This window comes from Neisseria sp. HMSC074B07, assembly GCF_001810355.1.
In the GTDB taxonomy this organism is placed as follows: Bacteria; Pseudomonadota; Gammaproteobacteria; order Burkholderiales; family Neisseriaceae; genus Neisseria.
The window spans coordinates 214,798-235,443 of the sequence record NZ_KV800921.1 but is presented as its reverse complement, the minus strand read 5'-3'; the positions used below and the strand labels follow the sequence as shown (position 1 = coordinate 235,443).

General features: G+C 50.0%; 14 protein-coding genes and 2 pseudogenes. 4 read left to right on the top strand and 12 right to left on the bottom strand.

Translation table 11 applies throughout. From position 1 onward, the window contains the following. Positions 1–43 precede the first annotated feature (43 nt). From fabG to HMPREF2726_RS04710, 10 genes are all read right to left on the bottom strand, one after another. Positions 44–790, bottom strand: coding sequence for a 3-oxoacyl-ACP reductase FabG (gene fabG / locus HMPREF2726_RS04750; RefSeq protein WP_003756594.1), 747 nt, complete (start codon positions 788–790; stop codon positions 44–46). Between the two features lie 128 nt (positions 791–918). After that, positions 919–1,728: a WaaS/CpsH family glycosyltransferase gene (locus tag HMPREF2726_RS04745; RefSeq protein ID WP_246827860.1), complete on the bottom strand. Its 810-nt coding sequence runs from the start codon at positions 1,726–1,728 to the stop codon at positions 919–921. 576 nt (positions 1,729–2,304) lie between these two features. Beyond that, positions 2,305–3,369 carry a WaaS/CpsH family glycosyltransferase gene (locus tag HMPREF2726_RS04740; RefSeq protein WP_003762685.1) on the bottom strand — a complete coding sequence of 355 codons (1,065 nt, stop codon included), beginning with the start codon at positions 3,367–3,369 and terminating at the stop codon, positions 2,305–2,307. Between the two features lie 118 nt (positions 3,370–3,487). Further along, the gene (locus tag HMPREF2726_RS04735) at positions 3,488–4,492 is read right to left on the bottom strand and encodes a WaaS/CpsH family glycosyltransferase (protein WP_009311005.1); all 1,005 of its coding nucleotides are present in this window, start codon (positions 4,490–4,492) and stop codon (positions 3,488–3,490) included. Positions 4,493–4,634: 142 nt separating this feature from the next. Then, positions 4,635–8,354, bottom strand: coding sequence for a glycosyltransferase (locus HMPREF2726_RS04730; protein ID WP_070602400.1), 3,720 nt, complete (start codon positions 8,352–8,354; stop codon positions 4,635–4,637). Positions 8,355–8,466: 112 nt separating this feature from the next. Further along, positions 8,467–10,320 (bottom strand): lipid A export permease/ATP-binding protein MsbA, encoded by a 1,854-nt coding sequence (gene msbA / locus HMPREF2726_RS04725; RefSeq protein ID WP_009311003.1) that lies wholly within the window; start codon positions 10,318–10,320, stop codon positions 8,467–8,469. Between the two features lie 305 nt (positions 10,321–10,625). After that, the gene (gene fabD, locus HMPREF2726_RS04720; RefSeq protein WP_009311002.1) at positions 10,626–11,552 is read right to left on the bottom strand and encodes an ACP S-malonyltransferase; all 927 of its coding nucleotides are present in this window, start codon (positions 11,550–11,552) and stop codon (positions 10,626–10,628) included. Between the two features lie 19 nt (positions 11,553–11,571). Further along, the gene (locus HMPREF2726_RS04715) at positions 11,572–12,861 is read right to left on the bottom strand and encodes a DUF1294 domain-containing protein (RefSeq protein ID WP_009311001.1); all 1,290 of its coding nucleotides are present in this window, start codon (positions 12,859–12,861) and stop codon (positions 11,572–11,574) included. Between the two features lie 48 nt (positions 12,862–12,909). Beyond that, a complete protein-coding gene (locus tag HMPREF2726_RS14370) occupies positions 12,910–13,068 on the bottom strand; it encodes a hypothetical protein (RefSeq protein WP_210399679.1) in 159 nt (52 codons plus the stop codon). A gap of 248 nt (positions 13,069–13,316) precedes the next feature. Beyond that, the gene (locus HMPREF2726_RS04710; protein ID WP_009310999.1) at positions 13,317–14,279 is read right to left on the bottom strand and encodes a beta-ketoacyl-ACP synthase III; all 963 of its coding nucleotides are present in this window, start codon (positions 14,277–14,279) and stop codon (positions 13,317–13,319) included. A 116-nt stretch (positions 14,280–14,395) separates the two neighbouring features. Between HMPREF2726_RS04710 and HMPREF2726_RS13730 the strand changes: the two are divergent. Further along, positions 14,396–14,501 (top strand): annotated as a pseudogene (locus HMPREF2726_RS13730) (IS5/IS1182 family transposase); the annotation flags it as partial. Positions 14,502–14,581: 80 nt separating this feature from the next. On the opposite strand, the gene HMPREF2726_RS04705 reads toward HMPREF2726_RS13730, so the two are convergent. Then, on the bottom strand, positions 14,582–15,307 hold the full coding sequence (locus tag HMPREF2726_RS04705; RefSeq protein ID WP_009310998.1) for a 16S rRNA (uracil(1498)-N(3))-methyltransferase: 726 nt from the start codon (positions 15,305–15,307) through the stop codon (positions 14,582–14,584). Positions 15,308–15,383: 76 nt separating this feature from the next. Here HMPREF2726_RS04705 and HMPREF2726_RS04700 point away from each other — a divergent pair, with 76 nt between their 5' ends. Both HMPREF2726_RS04700 and HMPREF2726_RS04695 read left to right on the top strand, forming a co-directional pair. Further along, on the top strand, positions 15,384–16,178 hold the full coding sequence (locus tag HMPREF2726_RS04700; RefSeq protein ID WP_009310997.1) for an inositol monophosphatase family protein: 795 nt from the start codon (positions 15,384–15,386) through the stop codon (positions 16,176–16,178). A gap of 100 nt (positions 16,179–16,278) precedes the next feature. Further along, a pseudogene (locus HMPREF2726_RS04695) lies at positions 16,279–16,599 on the top strand (DUF705 domain-containing protein); the annotation flags it as partial. A 591-nt stretch (positions 16,600–17,190) separates the two neighbouring features. Here the strand turns inward: HMPREF2726_RS04695 and HMPREF2726_RS04690 are convergent. Further along, entirely contained in the window at positions 17,191–18,072 is an 882-nt protein-coding gene (locus HMPREF2726_RS04690; protein ID WP_009310995.1) for a chorismate mutase, read from the bottom strand. A 240-nt stretch (positions 18,073–18,312) separates the two neighbouring features. Between HMPREF2726_RS04690 and HMPREF2726_RS04685 the strand changes: the two genes are divergently transcribed. Then, a complete protein-coding gene (locus HMPREF2726_RS04685) occupies positions 18,313–20,439 on the top strand; it encodes an AsmA family protein (protein ID WP_070602397.1) in 2,127 nt (708 codons plus the stop codon). Positions 20,440–20,646 lie beyond the last annotated feature (207 nt).

Sequence of the window (20,646 nt, the reverse complement as noted above, 5' to 3'; positions counted from 1 at the left end):
CCGTACTGGTTTAAAGTTAATCCACTATATTTCCCAAGCCGAATCAAGGCATCAGCATGCCGCCGTTGACGTGCAGCGTTTGACCGGTGATGTATTTCGCTTGGTCGGAAGCGAGGAACAATACCGCATCGGCAATGTCCTGCGCTTCGCCGAATTTGCCCAGCGAAGTTTGAGCTTCGAAGGTTTTGCGGGTTTCTTCAGGCAGGGCGCGGGTCATATCGGTGTCGATAAAGCCTGGGGCGACGCAGTTGACGGTAATGCCGCGGCTGCCGACTTCGCGCGCCATGGATTTGGAGAAACCGATCAAGCCTGCTTTTGCCGCGGCATAGTTGGTCTGACCGGCATTGCCCATCACGCCGACGACGGATGTGATGTTGATGATGCGGCCGGCGCGCTGCTTCATCATGCCGCGCAAGACGGCTTTGGAGGCGCGGAACACGGATTTGAGGTTGACCTGCATGATGTCGTCCCACTCTTCTTCTTTCATGCGCATCAGGAGGTTGTCGCGGGTGATGCCGGCGTTGTTGACCAGAATGTCCAACTTGCCGAACTCTTTTTCGATGTCGGCAATCAGGTTTTCGATGGTTTCGGGTTCGGCGGAATTCAATGCACGGCCTTCGCCGCCCCATTGCGCCAGACGCTCGCTAATCGCTGCCGCGCCGCTTTCGCTGGTTGCCGTACCGATGACTTTGGCACCTGCCGCCGCCAGTGTGTCGGCAATCGCCGCGCCAATACCGCGCGATGCGCCTGTTACCAATGCGACTTTGCCGCTTAAATCTTGTGTGCTCATGTTTACTTCCTTGTTTTGGGAATGGAGTCTGTTAATTTCAGACGACCTTATAGCATAAATAGTGTGATGAATCTAATTTTTGAGGTCGTCTGAAAACATCAAAGGCTTTCAGACGACCTCAAAGAGGCTTACTCGGGTAACGTGATTTCTTGATACGGAGGCAGATCCAATATGTATCTCAACCAGTTGTCGAAGCTGTATTTTTGGTAGATTTCGGGCGGCAGCTCGCGATAAGGTTTGTCGAGAAACGTTTCCATACCGTCAAAGGTTTTACCGTCCCAAATATAGATATTGTCGGGATGATAAAAATCGTATTTGGCAACTTCGGCATTGGTGGTAATGAGCTTTTTCCGATAGCCGACCGACTCGATTGTCCGAAACGATAAACCCGTATGCACCGCTGCTTTAAAATCCAGCAAGACGCGGCTTTGCATTTCGCGTTTGATGTTGTCCTCGAACGTGAGCGGCTCTGCCGTCGCTTTGATACTGTCGGGATAAACATCGGAATGTTCGTTCAAACTGCCGTCGTTGACATGGAATATCGTGAAATCGATTTTCCAGCCTTTCTTTTCGGCATATTCGGAAAAAGTCGAAATGGCTTTATCCCTGCCGAGATCGGGAACATGCGATCCCAGGAAATAAAAATCGTAGCGGTTGCCGGTATCGGTTGGTTGGTCTACTTCAAAATAAAAATTGGCAGCGGGAATGACTTTATCGCGATATTTCCGGTTGTCTTCAGGGTCGAAGGCATACACTTTGTCGAAAATATCGATGCTCTCCCATATTTTGGGAAATCTGTCCAACCCGTCCCATTGGTAGGCCACCATCAGCTTTTCGGTTTTTCGCTTGACCTGTTCCAGCAGATACTTCGGATAGATTTGTCCGTTTAAAAACAATGCGTAATCGAAATACTCGTATGTTTTTATTTTCTCCATCATTTCTTGATAAATTTTCGTGAAATGCCGAAGCCGGGCTTTTTTCCTCAAAATTTCTTTTTTCTTCTTCTGTTTCAGGACTTTTTTGCACCAGAATGCCCCCAGCCTCATTTTTAAAGACGAATACTTGAAAGGGGGCGCGATATGGTTGTAGCTGATATCGACAACTTGAAATCCTTGTTTTTCTAAATTTTGGATAAGCAATTTATAAATGTCGTTAACTTGGTACATGCCTAATAAGATAATAGGTTTCCGAGACATGGTGTGTGTCCTCCTATTGATTTTAAAATCATCAACTTATTATTGTTATACAGATGAATAAATATCTTGTTGCCCTGTTCAAACTGACCTTTGAAAACAGGATAGGTTTCAGATTCGGGAAACGGCAAGCGGGAGAAGGTACGGCAAACCGTACATTCTCGATGTGAAAGATGTCTTTTAACGGACAAACCGCCTGTGTTTGAACAGTCGGCGTCCGCAAAACATCGTTTATTGTGAATAGACTTTGAAAGTGCCGAAGCACTCAGTGAATATTTTCCCTTTTATTTGTACCGCCTATCCCGCAAATCTGCTTCTCCGCTATATCTGTTGAATGGCATCCCTGTCGATATGCGGCAGCCCGATCGGTATATTCGGCTCGATATCGAATGCGCAGTTTATCCAGTTGCTGAAGCTGTATTTGCGTTTCAATTCCGGCGCGATGGGGACGAACGGTCGTGTCAGGAAGTCTTTGAGTTCGTCGAGATTGCTGCCGTCCCAGTAGAACATATTGTCGGGATGGTAAAAATCGTAATGCACGATGGTCGGATTGGTGGTAATCAGTTTTTTATCCAAACCGATGGCCTCAAAAATCCGCAAAGACAAGCCGTAATGCTTGCGGTTGAGGAAGTCGACCAATACGGAAGATTTGGCGGCTTCTTCTAAATTCTGGCGGTAAGACAACGCGTTGGCAAACGAGAAGAACTGTACTTCGGGGATGCCCAGTGCGGCTTGCTCTTCGGCGATTTTCTTGCTCGCCAGTCGGAAGTCGATATCCAAACCGATGGCGCGTGCGGCGTCACAGAATGCGCGGATGTCGCTGTTGCGGTCTTCTGCGTACGATCCGATAAAGAGGATTTTGTTTTCGGTTTTTTCAGACGGCGTGAAGCTGTCGAAATAGAAACTTGTGGTCGGATGCAACACATGGTCGTATTCGGGCAGCTTGTTTTGATCAAACGGATCGAAGAAATAAAATTTGTCGAAAAATTCGATATTTTCAAAATCTTCTTTCAAGAAAGTCAGCGCTTCCCAGTTGTAATAGACCATCAGTTTGGCGTGGTTGCGCAGCTTGGAAATAAACTCTTTCGGATACGCGCCCAGCCAAATCATGAAACAATAATCCGCCTGCTCGGGATATTGTTCCAACAACGCTTCCAGCCGCTCTTCCACCAAACGGAACATCACCCGTTTCTTGAAATCCATTCGTCCGAGGACGTTGCGATACCAGATTTTCTGCATACGTTGGAAGATGCTTTTATATTTGAATTCTTTTTCTTCGTAAGTCAGGGACAGTACGTCGAAGCCACATTTTTCCAGATTCTCAATAATGAGCTCGTGGATTTTAAACAGCTCCGGCATAGCCAGGATAACGGTTTTCTTTTTCATAATCGTCGTACGGTAAAGAGGAAGGGTCGTCTGAAAATATAGTGGATTAACTTTAAACCACTATACAATCAGGCAATGATGAAATTCTTAAAACGGCTGCGACACAGGTTCGCCTTCATTAATTGCCGATACCGAGCATACGGTTGAGCCATTGGGTAAACGAATATTTTTCTTTGATATCCGGACTGACCGGCTGATACGGGCGCGCCAAGAAATCAGGCAATTCGTCCAAGCTGCCGCCATCCCATAAAAACACATTTTCGGGATGATAAAGGTCGGTATCCCGTATGCTTTGGTTGGTCGTAATCAGTTTTTTATCGAACCGCAGGGCATCGAAAATGCGGAACGACAAACCGTAATGGTCAAACTGGGCAAAATCGACCACTGCCCCGCAGCTTTGTACCTTGCTTAAATTGTTTTCAAAACTAAGGATGCTGCTGCGGTCGAGATAAGTGATGCCTTTTGTGCCGAAGGCTTTTTCGGCGCGGTCGTCTTTGCAATAAATATGGAAATCCAAAGGCAGCCCGAGGCGTTCCGCTTCGCTGATGAAATGCTTAGTCTGCCCTTCCCTCCTCAATTCGTAGCCGCCGAGGAAGTAGAGGCCGCCGTTTGACGGCAATTCTGGGACAGGAAAATCGAAGTAGAAATTGGTCGTGGCTTTGAACCCGCACTCCGGATATTGCTTAATATCTTGCGGGTCGAAAACCCAGCATTGGTCAAAATAATCCAAATATTCCAAGATATCGGGGAATCTTCCGATGCCGTCCCATTGGTAATTGACGCATATTTCACTGTGCGCACGAATAGCAGCAATGATTTCTTTGGGATAAATGTTGGCACGGATACACAAGGCGTAATCCGCTTTTTTGCCGTTTAACGAACCCAGCTTGCGTGCAATGTCATCCCGATAACGGCTATATTTCAAAACCTTTTTGTAGTCGCCGTCTTTGGCAACATATTTGTAATATAAGTTTTTCACCCTGCTCGCCATATTGGGATAAAAAGAATCCCTGTCGTCGTAACAAAGGTTGACGACGTCGAACCCCAAAAAACGCAGATTTTTTTCGATGCACTTGTCGAGTTCGTACATATAGGGTACGGCAAGGATGATGGTTTTGTTCATGATTCGGGTGGGGTACAGTTAATCTTAGCTACTTCAACTCATTGGATATTGGCTTGGCGGCACAACGCTGTACAGATTTAAATTCATTCGCTGTCATTTTCAGACGACCCTTTTCTGCCATCGAAAGGGTCGTCTGAAAACATCAATCTGCTTGGTTCGACAGTATTTCTTGATATAGGCCTGCCAATTCGTCTTTTTGTTCCGCAAAAGTCCGAATATGGTTTTTCGGCAATTCAATGACTGCGCCGTCGTCCATCGCTTGATAGCGTTCGCAGACTTTGGCAATGGCGCGGCTCAACTCTTCCACGCCGCTGTCAAACGGAATGACCGTGCCGTTTTCGCCGTCGATAATGTCTTCGGACACGCCGCCTGCATCCGTGGCGATTACCCAAACATCACGCAACACCGCTTCCCTAACCGTCAAGCCGAAACTTTCTTTCCATTGGGTCGGGAACAGCAAAACATCGATTTCCGAGAAGAAATAGTCGATGGTGTCTTGGCTGTAAGCAGGTTCGATGTGGAAGCGTTCCACGCCGTCGAAATCGCTGTCAAAAAACGAACGTGCGCCGACATTGAGCATATTGTCCACGACAACCAGTTCGGTATTGGGGAAACGGTGTTTCCTGAAGGCTTCTAAAATCAGATGAACGCCTTTGATTTTGGTTTTTCCGCCGACATAGCCGAAGCGGATAACGTCTTTTTTCCGTTTGGATATTTGACCCAAGGGGCGGGTAACACCGTTTTTGTTGACGAGGACGTTCCTGCCCAAAGTTCTTTCATGCAGCTTGGCAAAATATTTGCTGGGCGCAAGCAACATATCGATTTTCGACAGGGCGCGGGCTATGGTTTTGCTCCGTTCGTCTTCGGTATTCCATTGCTCGCGGAAGACTTCATTTTCGTCAAGCATGAACTGGTTCGGACAAATCCACCATGCGTCATGCAGGGTAACAAGGGTTTTGACACCGGCTTCCCGACAAATATCGACCATACCGACGCCCATGCTTTGAATGCAGTGGATATGGGCGATGTCAGGCTGTACGAGTTCGATGATGTCTTTGACAGCTGCATCAAAACGCGGGTTTTCGTGGGCGGCTGCATCTTCTGAAGGAACGGCAACGCCGAAAACGGTTACTTTGCCGTATTCGTAACGAATGACGCTGTACGGCGGCAGCCAGCTCTTCATCGGCAAAGTCGTTACCGCATATATTTCGTAGGCTTCTTCATCGGCAAGCAGTTTGTTCAGTTGCTCGGCAACGATGGTCGCCCCGCCAAACGATTGCGGATGATAGTAAACATTAAACGATAAGACTTTGGTTTTCCCTTTTGCGGCAGATTCAAAACGGACGGCGGGTGCAAGCTGCGTGCTGCCGATGGCTTGCGGGCTGTATGTTTCCATGACCGTACGGTATGCAGCCTGCGCCATACTGTCGCGCAACTCGGGATTTTGAATCAGGGTGTCGAACGCTTCATGCCATTGCTGTTCGCTGTCTGCCAGAAAGCCGTTTTCGCCGTTAACAATCACATCGGCGAAAGCCGCCCTTGGCGAACATACGGACGCCACTTTGGTAATTGATGCTTCAAGGTATTTGATATTGCTTTTGGCATCGTTGAAAACGAAGTTTTCCAAAGGCGCGATGCTGATGTCGCATTCGGACAAATAAGTCAGGTATTCCGTATAGTTGCAAAACGGGATGCGCTCGATTTGGCTTTGTACTTCATCGAAATATTCGGGCAGCTCCAAATAGCCGATGATTCTGAACCTGACATTCGGATTTTCTTTCAATATGTTGGCAAGCGCGGGAGCGGCTTCCAAAAAGTCGATGTTGTGCGTTTTGGTGCCCGAACCGTAAATAATCCGAATCAGACCGTCTTCTTGTTTTTTCAGACGACCCTCGATGCTGTGCGCCACTGCCAGCGTTTCATCATCCAACGCGTTTTCAACCACATAAACGGTTTCCAAACCTGCTTCCTTCATGGCTTTTGCCAGCCCGGAAGTCGAAGCGATACCTTCGTCGCACGCCAACATGGCTTGCCGGTAAAGTTTCGCGCCGTTGATCACGCCTTCTTTTTCTGCCGGTTCAAGCGAGTTGATGGTGCTGCTGGTTTTCAGGACATCTTCGTCAAAAATCAAATCATCAACATCCCATAATGTTTTGATGTTCAGACGACGGCATTCCGCAATTAAATCCATTACGCTGTCAAAACCGGGAACGCGGTAGAAAATCACCAAACTTGCCAAAGAAATCTGTTTCTTGGCTTCGTTGCTGTCCGTCCATGAAGTCACGGAACAAGGAATACCCAGCTCTTCAAGCATTTCCTGCTTTTGGATGACGCGGTATTTTTTGCATTGCGGAATACTGAGTTCGGCAATGATGGCAACTTTAGGCGCAAGCGTGTCGGCAGCGTGTTTGGTCAGCCGCTGGATAAACGTTTGCGGAATCGGGTCTGCCTGAACACCGAGAACTTCCTGTGCAATAACAGGCGAAGAACCGACTGTTTTTAAAAGCTGTTTCACGCTTTTAATCGAATGGGTTTGCTTGTAATGGCGGCGTAAAAACTGATATGCCTTGCCGATACTGCCCTTCTCACGCACCAAAAGACGGAAGCCTTTGCGGTAGCGGTTGGCAGAGCTGATGGCCTGTTCGGTTTTAACGAACGGCTTGAATACCTTAACCGTCCACAACCCTTTGTATTTTGCCAATCGTTGGCTTTCCTGACGGATGTGCTGCTCCAATAAAGCACGGTTTTCATTGAGTCCGTGTATGGTTTGCTCGAACGATTGCCTGTTTTCATTCAAGGTATGGATGGTGTGTTCGAGCGACTGTTTTTCCTGCTGCAAGGTATCGATTTGTTTTTTCAGCAGTTCGATTTGTTTTTCTTGTTCTTTCGATTGCTCTTCTGCTGCCTGGCTGCGCACCATCAACTGCATCAACATGTCGATTTGCTGTTGCAGAGACTCGGTCTGCCTGGCAGACAGTTCGGTTTGTTGCAGCAGTTTTGCCATTACATGCTGCAATTCTTGGTTTTGATTTTGCATATTGGTATTGTCTTCTCGCAATTGAAGGTTTAGCTCGGATAAAGATTGGATTTGTTGTTCTAGTAAGGATATTTTTTGAATACAGTCGGAATATCCCAAATGATATTGCATAAACAGCGCGCGGTTTTTCTCATAGACTTTTTGCCAGTCTTCGCGGTTTAAATCAGGATTTTGTTCCAAGCGGTTAATCAGTGATGATCCGTCACGGCGTTTGCGGTAGCGGAACAACACTTCCGGAATACGGATAACGGTTCCGCCGTTGCTTAAGAGGCGTATCCAGAAATCCCAGTCTTCGTGTGTCGTCAGGTTTTCATCAAATCCACCCAAGGCGGCAAAATCTTCGGCGCGGTGCATGGAAACAGATGAAGGAAAACGGTTGCCCGTCAACAGGCTTTCCAAACCGTCATAATCCGGCAGATTCCATAAGCCTTCTTGCGCATCGAAATATTCCGCCAACGGATACACCAGCTTGCAGTCGGGATTGTTTTCCAAAACCGTGACGCATTTTTCGATGTAATCCGGCAGGATGAGGTCGTCTGAATCGAGAAACAGGAAGTATTTGCCCCCCGCCAGCCGCGCCGCATGGTTTCGGGCGGCGGCAACGCCTTGATTGTTTTGTACGGCGTAACGTATTGCAGGCTTGTCCGCCAGAAACTCCCTCAAATAATCGGCGTGTTCCGGGGCGGAGCCGTCATCAACAATGATGATTTCAAAATTCTGATAACTTTGGTTAAGGACGGACCGGACGGTTTCTACAATGTACTCCTTACAGTTGTAGTAAGGGATCATCACGGAGACGGTGGGGGACTGGGCTTGATGATTCATGCGGATAGTTCCTTTCTGTCTGTTCGGCAGCCTTCCTTGTCTTGCAGCTTGGTGTTTTCAGACGACCTTTTAGACAAATCGTCCTTCAACTGACCGACAGGTCGTCTGAAAATCAACCTGCTGCCTGTTTCGGCATATTGCGCAACATGGAGTAATAGCCGTTTTGAGCCATCAACTCACTGTGTGTGCCTTGTTCGACAATATGGCCTTCATCCATAACAATAATGCGGTCGGCTTGTTCGACGGTGGTCAGGCGGTGGGCGACGATGATGCTGGTGCGGTTTTCCATCAGGCGTTCGAGGGCTTGTTGGACGAGGCGTTCGGATTCATTGTCCAGCGCGCTGGTGGCTTCGTCCAAAAGCAGGATGGGGGCATCTTTCAAAATGGCGCGTGCAATGGCGACGCGTTGACGCTGACCGCCAGAGAGCTGATTGCCGTTTGCGCCTATCGGTTGGTTCAAGCCGTATGGCGAACTTTCAACCAAGTCTTTCAAATTCGCGGCTTTGAGGGCTGCCAATACTTCTTCTTCAGTGGCATCGGGACGGCTGTAACGGACGTTTTCCAAAAGGGTGTCGTCAAACAGGAAAACATCTTGGGAAACAAGGGCGAATTGGGAGCGCAGGTTGTTGAGTTTGATGTCTTCGATGTTGACATCATCCAAATAAACCGCGCCGGAACTTGGTTCGACAAAACGCGGAAGCAGGTTGACGACGGTGGATTTGCCGCTGCCTGAGCGACCGACCAAAGCAACGCGTTCACCTTGGCGGATGTCAAGATTGAAGCCGTCCAAGGCTTTTTTACCGTCTTCGTGGTAGCGGACATCGACGTTTTCGAATTTCAGACGACCTGAAACATTTTTCAGATGTTTGGTACCCTTGTCTTGTTCAGGCTCGGTATCAAGGAACTGACAAACCGCATCCGAAGCGATAAACATGGTCTGCATGGGGATGCTGATGTTCGCCAAGTTTTTGATCGGACCGAGCATTTGCAACATGGCAACGATAAACGCCATAAATTCGCCGATGGTGGTATAGCCTTGCTGACTCTGCCAAAGGGCGATAAAGATGACGACAGCCAAAGCAAACGACGCAATCAGTTCGCTGAACGGAGAACGCGCCGCGCTGGCTTGTGTGATTTTTTTACCGAGACGGACAATGGTGTCATTGACTTCGGCAAAGCGTTCGGACGCTTTCTTCTGACCGCCGAAGAGTTTGACCACGCGGTGTCCTTGGTGGACTTCGTTAACGACGTTGTTCAGCGTGCCGATACTTTGCTGCGCACTGGCAATGATATCTTTCAGACGGTTGCGGTAATAGCGGGACAGTAAAGACAGCAACGGGAACATCAGGGCGACAATCAGGCTGAGCTGCCAGTTCAAATACAGCAGGACGCAGACCAAACCAATGACAATCATGGTGTCGCGGGTCAGGACGATAAAGACATTACTGGCGTTGCTGATGGATGATTCCGCCATTTGCACCATATTCATCAACACCGTACCGGACGGGGTTTCCTGATGGAATTTGGAAGAGAGTTGCAGCATCTTGGCAAACATATCGCGGCGCAGATGGCTGATTGCCATGACGGAAACCCAAGTCAGCAGATATGTGCTGACATAGCGGCTGATGCCTCGAATGATGACCAAAAAGATAAAAAATACCGGCACGACCCAGACTTTATTGGGCGTCCCCCAAATCAGGTAAGTAAATTGGTCTTTCCAATTTTGCAGTGTGGCGACGATGCCGCCTGCTGTATTGAGTTCGGGCGGCGCGGAAGGCGGGGCGAAGCCTTGGTTGACCAAGGGTGCAATGAAGGCGGCGAGGTAGCTTTCGGTGGCGGCAACGCCAAAGATAGCAATTAACGCAAAAATGATGCGGACTTTATAAGGACGGATGTAAGCCATCAAGCGCATGAAGCTGCGCGAATCTTCTTGGGTAAACAGGCCGAAGGTCAGTTTTTCTATCATTGGCTCGGTGTTCCGGATTAATGCAGATTGAATATTTTATCAATCTGTCGGATTGGTAAAGCCTATGATTATATCGCAACGAAGTTACCGATGCGACGAAATTGCTGTTTTTAAATGAATAACGATTTTTATTTCTGTAAAGTTTTTTCAGACGACGATCTTAAATGTTCAAAATAAATTGATAGTGGATTGGAATAAGAAACGCCCTCCTGCTGTCTGCACCTCCCTATCCGAACACAACCGACAGACATTAAAAAACGACCTTTCATTAAGAAAGGTCGTCTGAAACAGACAAGGCGGCAAGTTTAATGCGCTTCGATAAAGGCAGCGACTTGTTCGGAATTGGTCAAAGCGCTGCACACGGCTTCTTTGTTGATGCGTTTTGCCAAACCTGCCAACACTTTGCCCGGTCCGCATTCGGCGGATTCGGCAGTGCCTTCTGCAACGAGTGCGTTGACGGTTTCCGTCCAGCGTACAGGACTGTAAAGTTGGCGGACGAGTGCGTCTTTGATTTTCTCTGCATCGTCGTAAGCGGCAACATCGGCATTATGGATGACTCGGATTTGCGGTTGTTTGATTTCGACGGTTTTGAGCGCTTCGGCAAGTTTTTCCGCAGCAGGCTTCATCAGGCTGCAATGCGAAGGAACGGATACAGGCAGCGGCAGCGCGCGTTTGGCTCCCGCTTCTTTGGCGGCGTTCATGGCACGCTCAACGGCGGCGGCATTACCCGCGATCACGACTTGTCCGGGCGAATTGAAGTTGACGGCTTCGACCACTTCGCCTTGCGCGGCTTCTGCACAAATGGCTTTAACCTGCTCATCTTCCAAGCCGAGGATCGCCGCCATCGCACCTACGCCTTGCGGTACGGCAGACTGCATCAGTTCGGCGCGCAGGCGGACGAGTTTGACTGCATCCGCAAAATCCAATGCGCCGGCGGCAACAAGTGCTGTGTATTCGCCGAGGCTGTGGCCGGCAACGACGGCAGGCGTTTTGCCGCCCGCTTCAAGATAGGCACGGTAAACGGCAACGCCGGCAGCCAGCATGATGGGCTGCGTATTCACGGTCTGTCCGATGAGTTCGGCATCCGTACCGTTAATCATCGCCCACAAATCTTGACCCAAGACGGCAGAAGCTTCGTCGAAGGTGTTTTTTACGACCGATTGTCCTGCGAAGCCGTCCATCATATTGAGGCTTTGCGAACCCTGACCGGGGAAGAAAAATGCAAAAGACATGATATTCCTTTGTTTCAGTTTAGTTTTTCAGAAAATTCGTCAGAGGATTATCGGCGTAATGTATCAGCAGGGCATAGGTAATGGCAACATTTATTGCCACTGTCAGCCAGAAAATCTGAACAAAAGGAACTTTCTTGGTTTTATGTCGGAACGCGGCGCGCGCAACCAATGCGCCGGGCCAGCCGCCCAGCAGGCTGAATGCGTGCAGTTTGTTTTCTGGGATACGGTTTTGGTATTCGTTTTTACGTCTGATTTTGCGCGCGGACTCCATCGCCGTCTGCTTGTCCTGTTGATAGAGGATGAAGGCGGCGATACTGATAAGGACGTAAATGAAAAACAGTTTATTGGAAAGTACGGCGACAACGGTCAGGAAAACGACGGCAATGACGCTGTTGATCAGGAGTGCCTGCATATCGATATTGAGCCTGTTGTAGTCGGGTGGCAATTCGTCAAACAGGAATGCTTCGTCGCCAAGCCGGACAACCTTGACGGCTTGTTGGCGGTTGCCTTCTATCGGGCGGTTGCAGTAGAAACTGACGCGCTGCCCTGTTTGCGGACGGCAGGTATTGTAATGGTACGCGCTGATATGGAAGAAAATATTTTGGGATTCGTCGCCGAAACGGATGAAGCCGTAGCCTTTGGCATCGTCCCATGTGGTAATCGTACCGCTCATGACCTGATTGGGCGGCAACAGATTCTTTTGGGCGGATTTTGGAGCGGGATAGCGGGTTTCGGCAACCAACGGCTGCTCGATTTTGACTTCAACTTTAGGACCGTGCTCCGGACGGAAAAAGTGTACGGTTTGACCTTGCGCTTTTTGGGCGGGCGCAGCGTGTATCGATTCAGGCTCGGGTTCGGACTCAGGCGTACTGCGGATAACGGCATTGACCAGCAGCCATTGTCCGTTGGGATGGCGGCGGAGCGTGCCTTCAAGGCGGTCGCCCGCCCTAGGCGTACGGGTTTGGTCGGCAAGAAACTGTCCCAGCACAAACACCGGCTGCCCTTCATTTGAAACGTCCATTCCATAACCACCATTCTTCGACCAATCCCAGTCGGTCAGCGTAATGACCGCGCTGTCATTGTTTTTATAACCCGGATTGACGCGCTCGACATCCCTTGCGACGGCGCGGTTGTTTTCCGTTTCTATTTGAAAGCTGACACGGTGTCCGGTTTCAGGTTCTTGATAATCGGGGTGGAGGGATTGGCGGTTGGCAAAGATGCGTTGCGAAGATTCGTCGCAAATAATGGAGCCGCGGCTCATTTCCCCGAACCAATGGGCGATTGTCCCGTAATGTTTATTATGGTTCATTTTATTTTTATATTAAGGAAAAAATGTATTGGATAATCAATTTTGAAATTATACCAATTTATCATAATCCATGTGGATTTTAACCATAATAAATAAAAGGTCGTCTGAAACGGTGTCGGTTTGAAGCAACGACACATTTTCAGACGACCTCTTTTCAATGCTCAACAGAGACAGCGCCCTTCCCCCTCTGCCTAGCATACTTTTCAACTACCGCCCTGAATCTTCTACACTTTATAGTGGCTTAACTTTAAACCAGTACGGCATTGCCTTGCCTTGCCTTGCTGTACTGTCTGTACTGTGCGGCTTCGTCGCCTTGTCCTGATTTAAAGTTGATCCACTATAAACAACTAATCCGGCCCTCAACATACGAATCCCGGCTTTCCTATCAAAAAGGTCGTCTGAAACCGCACCAACGCAGTTTCAGACGACCTTTTAAGTTTTAAACGGACAAAAAATCAATATTTAACCAACACCGCGCCCCATGCGAAGCCGCCGCCTATGCCTTCAAGCAGCAGGTTTTGTCCGCGCTTGATTTGACCGTTTTGAATGCCGACATCGAGCGCGAGCGGGATGGAAGCGGCGGATGTGTTGCCGTGTTCCTGTACGGTCAGGATGACTTTTTCCATGTCCAGACCCAAGTGTTTGGCGGTGGAGTCGATAATGCGTTTGTTGGCTTGGTGTGGCACGAGCCAGTCGATTTGATCGGGGGTATAACCTGCCTCGCTGATGACTTCGTCGGCGATTTTTGCGAGCATTTTGACTGCGAATTTGAACACGCCCGGCCCATCCATCGTAATGTAGGGCGAGCCGCAAACTTGTCCGTTGGCGATTTGACTGGGCACGTTGAGCAGGTCGAGGTAGTTGCCGTCGGCTTTGAGTTTGCTGTGGATGATGCCCGCTTCGTCGGATGCACCCAACACGACCGCGCCTGCGCCGTCACCGAACAAAACGCAGGTCGTGCGGTCGTTCCAATCGACGATGCGGCTGAACGTTTCCGCGCCGATGACCAAAGCCTTTTTCGCCATGCCGCTTTTAATGTAGGCGTTGGCAGTGGACAGGGCGTACATAAAGCCCGCGCAGACCGCCTGTACGTCAAATGCGGGGCAGCCGTTTGCTATGCCGAGCTTTTGCTGGACGATGGTCGCGGTGGACGGGAACTGCATATCGGGGGTGGCGGTTGCCACGATAATCAAATCGATTTCATCGGCAGCGACACCGGCAGCAACCAGAGCGCGGCGCGATGCTTCGGCGGCGAGGTCGCTGGTTTTTTCGCCTTCGTCTGCAATATGGCGGAACTTGATGCCGGTACGGGTGGTAATCCACTCGTCGGACGTATCGACTTTTTTCGCCAAATCGTCGTTGCTGACGCGGTTGGCGGGAAGATAGCTGCCGGTACCTAAAATTTTGGCGTATTGCATGTGAAGGCCTTTGAGCGTTGATTCGGATAATCGGCTATTGTAAGCGAAAACGGATGAATTGCCCAACGCTGCGAAGGCGTAAAACAGGTAAAGCAGGCAATGGCTTGAAAAACAACTATAGTGGCTTAACTAAATCAGGACAAGGCGACGAAGCCGCAGACAGTACAGATAGTACGGCAAGGCGAGGCAACGCCGTACTGGTTTAAAGTTAATCCACTATATAAACCCATGATTTCAATAAAACTTACTTTTCAAACCATCTAGGGATTTACGCTTCCCATCCCGTTTTCAGACGACCTCGGTTACACAAAATCCCCCCAAAGCGTCTGCATCGCCGCAATCGCCGCCAGCGAAGCGGTTTCCGTCCGCAACACCCGCTTGCCCAGCGTTACCGACTGGAATCCCGCCTCAAACGCCAACCGCTCCTCCTCGTCCGTCCAGCCGCCTTCCGGCCCGACCATAAAAATCAGGTCGTCTGAAAACGGCTTGACGGTACGCAAACTTTGGGCGCGGTTCAAACTCATCAACAGCTTGGTCGTTTCAGACGACATCTGTTTCAAAGCCTCGCGGTAAGGCAGCAGCGGGCGTACCTCCGGCACCATATTCCTGCCGCTTTGTTCGCAGGCAGACACCACAATTTCCTGCCAACGCGCCACCCGTTTATCCGCCCGCTCGCCGCTCAGGCGCACGACGCAGCGTTCGCTGATCACCGGCTGAATCGCGACTACGCCCAGTTCCACGCTTTTCTGCAAAGTAAAATCCATACGTTCGCCACTCGATACCGACTGCACCAGCGTGATTTTCAGCGGCGACTCGTTGTCCGTCTCCTCCTCGCGCAACACTTCCGCACAGGCACGGCGTTTCTCCAAAACATCCAAACGCGCAGGATACGACTTGCCGTTGCCGTTAAACAAAACGACCTCTTCCCCGCAGCGCACGCGCAAAACATTCAAATGACGCACAACATTATCAGGCAGTTCAACGACTTGCCCCGCATATAAAGCATCAGGCAGATAAAATCTGGACATGGTTCTTCAAGTGAAAACGGATATAATAACGCGATTATACGATTTCGCACCCCAACCGCAAAAACAAGGACAAAAAGTGTTACACCGATTACAAAAAGTCGTCCGGCACATCGCGCAAACCGAAGTCATGCCGCGCTTCCTGAATACCCCGTCGCACCGCAAAGAAGACGGCTCCATGCTCAGCGAAGCCGACCTTGCCGCCCAAACCGCCTTCGCCGCCGCCCTGCCCTTGTTGATCGACAGCCCCATGCTCGGCGAAGAAATGAGCGTGCAAGAACAAACCACCCTTTGGAAAATGCACGCGCATACCGACGGGCTGTGGGTCGTCGACCCCATAGACGGCACCAACAACTTCGTCAACGGACTGCCCCATTTCGCCGTTTCCGTCGCCTTCGTCAAAAACGGCCGTGCCGAACTCGGCATCATCTACAACCCCGTCAGCGGCGAATGTTTCTACGCCGAACACGGCAAAGGCGCATACCTCAACGGCACACCACTGCCCCTGCGCACCGTCGACAAAAAACTCAGCGAAGCCATCGCAGGCGTTGAAATCAAATACCTGCGCTCCGGCAAACTCACCAGCCGCATGAGCACGCTCGCCCCCTTCGGCACCATCCGCAGCATGGGCAGCAGCACGCTCGACTGGTGCTACCTCGCCAGCGGACGCTACGATGTTTACGTCCACGGTGGGCAAAAACTGTGGGACTACGCCGCCGGTGCGCTGATTTTCGAAGAAGCAGGCGGCAACCTGTCCACTTTGGAAGGCGACGACTTCTGGAGCGGCGAACACGTTTTCAAACGCTCCGTCATCGCCGCCCTGCAACCCGCCCTGTTCGAGCGTTGGGAAAAATGGATACGGGAGAACCAATAAACCCGTTTTAACAAAAAAGCATTAATTGAACAAAACAACGATAGAAATTATGAAAAGGTTTTTCAGACGACCTTTTTGACATCCATCCACCCATTTCAAAACAATTAATCTAATGAGCAGACCTTCCTTTATTTTCATTGATGTGGACGACACCCTTGTCAGAAGCGTAGGCAGTACGCGCATTCCCATGCCCGAAGTCATCCGCCAAGTCCGCCGCCTGCATGGAAACGGACATATGCTTTACCTCTGGAGCAGCGGAGGAGCCGACTACGCCCGTCGCAGCGCAGAAGAATTGGGCATATCGGAATGTTTCCAAGCATTTTTACCCAAACCGAACGCCTATATTGACGATCAAGCAGTACACGAATGGCGGTTCTGCACCCACTTCCTTCCTACCAACAGCGGGCAAATCGACGGATAGCGGCAATAGTGGCATTTTGCCCGATGGGATTAAAATGCCATTGCTACGCATCTTGGTATGCCTCATATACAAAAAGGTCGTCTGAAAATAGCTTTTCAGACGACCTTCTAAATTGGCTGTTGCAAAAATATGACATATGAAATTTAAAATACAACAAATTTAATACCGCTTATCTCGATAAATTAACGTCTATCGGAGTTTTCGCGCAATTTATTCAAAAGATTTCACTTCTTAACAGCATTTAATACTAATGCTGCTAGAATTCAAATTGCTGACACACACCGCTCTTTTATCCCTTTTGGGCGGTGCAGCAAGTAAGACGTTTTCCCGCAATGTATTGGCCATTCATACTTCTCCCTTGGTATGAATGGTTTTTTTTATCTACGGTTTTAATAACTCTGTCCTGACGCCTGATTAAGCAATATCCATATCCCAAACGCCATAAAAATCCCGTTGCAAGACAGGGTATATCTACCATCCCATTATCCGGCTTCAAAAACCGCCTTGAAAAGTCGATAACAGAATAAGGCAGATATACACCCAATCCACGAAACAGCATTTTATGCCAAAATTTATTCAAAAACTAAAATATCAATCCACCCCAGAACCGACAATCCCATTGACACCAGCAGCCTGCGCCAACCGATATAAGATATGTTGCGGCATATCGTTGTGCCACAACCGCGTGATGTTCGCGATCACCGGCAGATGACAGGTTTGCCGCACCCTGACAATCGCATCCACATCCAAACGATAAGCATGTTCCGGCTCGAAACTCAAAGTCCCCGCCTCGCCCAAGATAATATGGTGATTGCCGCGTAAAGCGATGTGTTCGGCAGCCGCCAGCCAATCATCAACCCGATGATGCTTATCTTTACACAACACTACCGGTGTATTCAGACGACCCACTTCATCCAACAAGACCCGATTCCCCATCAGCTCTCCGCCCAAATACAAAACGTCTGCCTGCGCCTTCAAAGCCTCATCAATCTGACGCACATCGCGGATACGCACCAAAATCGGTTTTCCCTGTTCATGAAGCCGCCGAATATCCTGCTGCATCAGTTGGATTCTCGCCTTTTCGCTCCCGTTGTCCATTTCCGCATAAGGCCGTGCCGACAGATAAAACGGATCGACAAATCCCGCATCCGCATCCTCAATCCGATTGATATCCGCCGCAATATCCAAAACCTTCTCGCCGCCAAACAACACACCCCGTATCGAAATCTTGCTGTCTTCAGACTGCCCCTCCCGGCTGATGATTTTCCAATCGTTCAAAACCCGGAACACGCGCTCCACATCGGGCAATCTAGCCAATTCATTGGAATGGAAGACCCGCTCGTCGCCCAACGCGCCGATAATCGTCCTTTCTTCGCCACGCGAAATATGTTCCCGCAAGCCACGGCTGCGAATCGTATCCACCACCCGTTGAACAGATTCCTCACTCGACCATTTGCGCATTACGATAATCATCGACACCCTCCTCATACCAATAGAACCTGCATTATATAGCCACGTTTTATCCAAACGATACCTCAACACAAAGAGACAAGTGCAAACCGCCCACATTCATATTTATAAGGCATAGCAAACCATCAGGTCGTCTGAAACCCGCAACCACCATTCATACCCATTTACAACCCTCTGTCCTGCCGCACCAACCATCCCAAAGGCATGTGCTATACTCTTATACTTTAATTTTTATAAAAGCCCATGAACCTTCTGCCAAACTCCGGAAAATTCTGGCTGAAACTCCTCATCTTCAGCCTCATAGCGGTCATCGCCACCGCAGCCGGACTATACGCATCGGTTTACAACTTCTTCACACCCAAACGCATCGAAACCCTTACCCAATCCACTCTGCAATCAACCCAACGCACCATCCGCTTCAGTCCGGAAATCCGGCGCAGTTGGTTCCCCCGCCCCACCCTTACCCTTAAAAACGTCGTCATCTCCTACCCCAACAGCACGCAAGCCGCCATCCACATTAAAGAAACCAACATCGGAATCGGCTGGAGCAGCCTGTGGAACGACACACCCATTATCGAAAAATGGGTGCTTAAAGGCGCAGATGTCTCAATCGAACGCGCCGAAAACGGCAAATGGAGCCTGCAAGACCTTTGGCAGCAGCCCCGCAACACGGCCACGCTCAACCGCCTCGTCGTAGAAAACAGCACCCTGCGTCTGAAACTCGACAACACACCGTACACCATCGAAGACTTCAGCCTCAACCTCCGTTCGGAAGATTCCGACGGCCGCCGTTTCAAAATCGGCGGCAACATCCGCAACCCGCAGTTTCCCCTCGAATGGAACGGCAACGGCCTGCTTCAAACCAACGCAGCAAACTGGAACATTCCCGAGCTCCGCTTTGAAGCGCAGAGCCGCCGTGACCAAAACACGGTAAAAATCAACATTACCAGTGCCTTAGACTGGCAAACGCAAAACCACACCCTGCAAGTCAGCAACATCAACCTGCGCACAGACAGCGTTCAACAAAACCTCCACTTGACCGCCCAAGCGCCCCTACTCATCTTCAAAGACAACCACCTCAGCCTCAATACCGTCAGCGGAGCCTTTACCGCAGGCTCGCCCGACAGCCAATGGGACGGTTCCTTCAAACTCGACAAAACCAATCTGCGTCCGAGCGTCATCACCCTGGACAGCTTCGATCTCAACGGCAGATACAAAAACCAACTGCGCCAAACCAGCTTTACCGTCAGCGGCCCCATGTTGTGGCAGAAAAAAACCGGATTGCAATCCGACAGCCTGCGCATTACCACCCTGCAGGACACCGTCAACCGACTGCCCCAACCGCGCTTTATCAGCATGCTCGACGGAAATTTCAGCCTGACCGATTCCGGCAACTGGCAAGGCAGCTTCAAAGGCACATTCGACCGCCAACCCGTTGCCTTGAGCTTAAAATACCAAACCCAAGCCGAGCAAAAACCCAGACTCGAAGCAGGCGTCGCCCTGCAAAAACTCAACCTCACTCCCTACTTGGAAGACTTTCAAGCCGGTTCAGACGACCCCTACCCGAAATTTCTCAATCACGCCAACACCCCCGATATCGAAGCCAGCATCAAGGTCAACAATATCCAAACGCCCGGCTTCCAATTGGACAATGTCGAAACCCGGCTGACCGCCAATAACGAACATATCACCCTGAGCAACTTCAAAGCCGGACTCTACGGAGGCCGTACCGAGGGCGGCATCAGCATAGCCAACACCACTCCCCTCTCCTACCACCTCCAACAAAACGCAGAAAGCGTACAAATCCAACCCTTGCTGCAAGACCTGTTCGGCTTCCACAGCTTCAGCGGCAACGGCAACGCCGTCATCGACCTGACCACCAAAGGCAACAACCGCGAGCAAATGCTCAAAAACCTCAACGGGATGCTGACCCTCAACATCTCCGAAGGCGCATGGCACGGCATCGACATGGACAACATCCTCAAAAACGGCATCATCAGTAAAGACAACACCCAACAAACCCCACCGCCCAAAACCCCTTTCCACCATTTCGTCCTCAACAGCGAAATCGACAAAGGCATCAGCCGCCATGTCAACACCGAACTCTTTTCCGACAGCCTGCACGTTGTCAGCAGCGGCTATACCGACCTCAGCACCCAAGAGCTATCGGAGGACCTGCTCATCCGCAATGCCCTGAACCCGCAAAACAAACCCATTCCGCTCAAAATCAGAGGCACGGTACAAAACCCGTCTATCACCATCGACTACAACCGCCTGACCGACGGCCTCAACAGCCCGCAGGAAAAACAAAAAGCCCTCGAAAACACCCTGCGCGAACAATGGCAATGGATCAACCCCAACCGCAAATAACTCAAAGGTCGTCTGAAAACCGTTTTCAGACGACCTTTGGCTTTATGCCCCACAGGAAGAGGATACACAAAAGATAATGATGCCAAACAGACGTTGACCGGTTTTCAGACGACCTGCCTAGCCATACGGCAATCCGCCTTTTCACGGTTCGCAAGAAAATGAAGCTAAAACTGACTGATACGCAGACACCCCCTCTTCCACCAAACA

Excerpts from the sequence above, each read along its gene's own strand:
- HMPREF2726_RS04735 (WP_009311005.1), bottom strand. The coding sequence starts at position 4,492 with ATGAACAAAACCATCATCCTTGCCGTACCCTATATGTACGAACTCGAC.
- HMPREF2726_RS04685 (WP_070602397.1), top strand. The coding sequence starts at position 18,313 with ATGAACCTTCTGCCAAACTCCGGAAAATTCTGGCTGAAACTCCTCATC.
- fabG (WP_003756594.1), bottom strand. The coding sequence starts at position 790 with ATGAGCACACAAGATTTAAGCGGCAAAGTCGCATTGGTAACAGGCGCA.
- fabD (WP_009311002.1), bottom strand. The coding sequence starts at position 11,552 with ATGTCTTTTGCATTTTTCTTCCCCGGTCAGGGTTCGCAAAGCCTCAAT.
- msbA (WP_009311003.1), bottom strand. The coding sequence starts at position 10,320 with ATGATAGAAAAACTGACCTTCGGCCTGTTTACCCAAGAAGATTCGCGC.
- HMPREF2726_RS04745 (WP_246827860.1), bottom strand. The coding sequence starts at position 1,728 with ATGATGGAGAAAATAAAAACATACGAGTATTTCGATTACGCATTGTTT.
- HMPREF2726_RS04740 (WP_003762685.1), bottom strand. The coding sequence starts at position 3,369 with ATGAAAAAGAAAACCGTTATCCTGGCTATGCCGGAGCTGTTTAAAATC.
- HMPREF2726_RS04690 (WP_009310995.1), bottom strand. The coding sequence starts at position 18,072 with ATGATTATCGTAATGCGCAAATGGTCGAGTGAGGAATCTGTTCAACGG.
- HMPREF2726_RS04705 (WP_009310998.1), bottom strand. The coding sequence starts at position 15,307 with ATGTCCAGATTTTATCTGCCTGATGCTTTATATGCGGGGCAAGTCGTT.
- HMPREF2726_RS04715 (WP_009311001.1), bottom strand. The coding sequence starts at position 12,861 with ATGAACCATAATAAACATTACGGGACAATCGCCCATTGGTTCGGGGAA.
- HMPREF2726_RS04730 (WP_070602400.1), bottom strand. The coding sequence starts at position 8,354 with ATGAATCATCAAGCCCAGTCCCCCACCGTCTCCGTGATGATCCCTTAC.
- HMPREF2726_RS04710 (WP_009310999.1), bottom strand. The coding sequence starts at position 14,279 with ATGCAATACGCCAAAATTTTAGGTACCGGCAGCTATCTTCCCGCCAAC.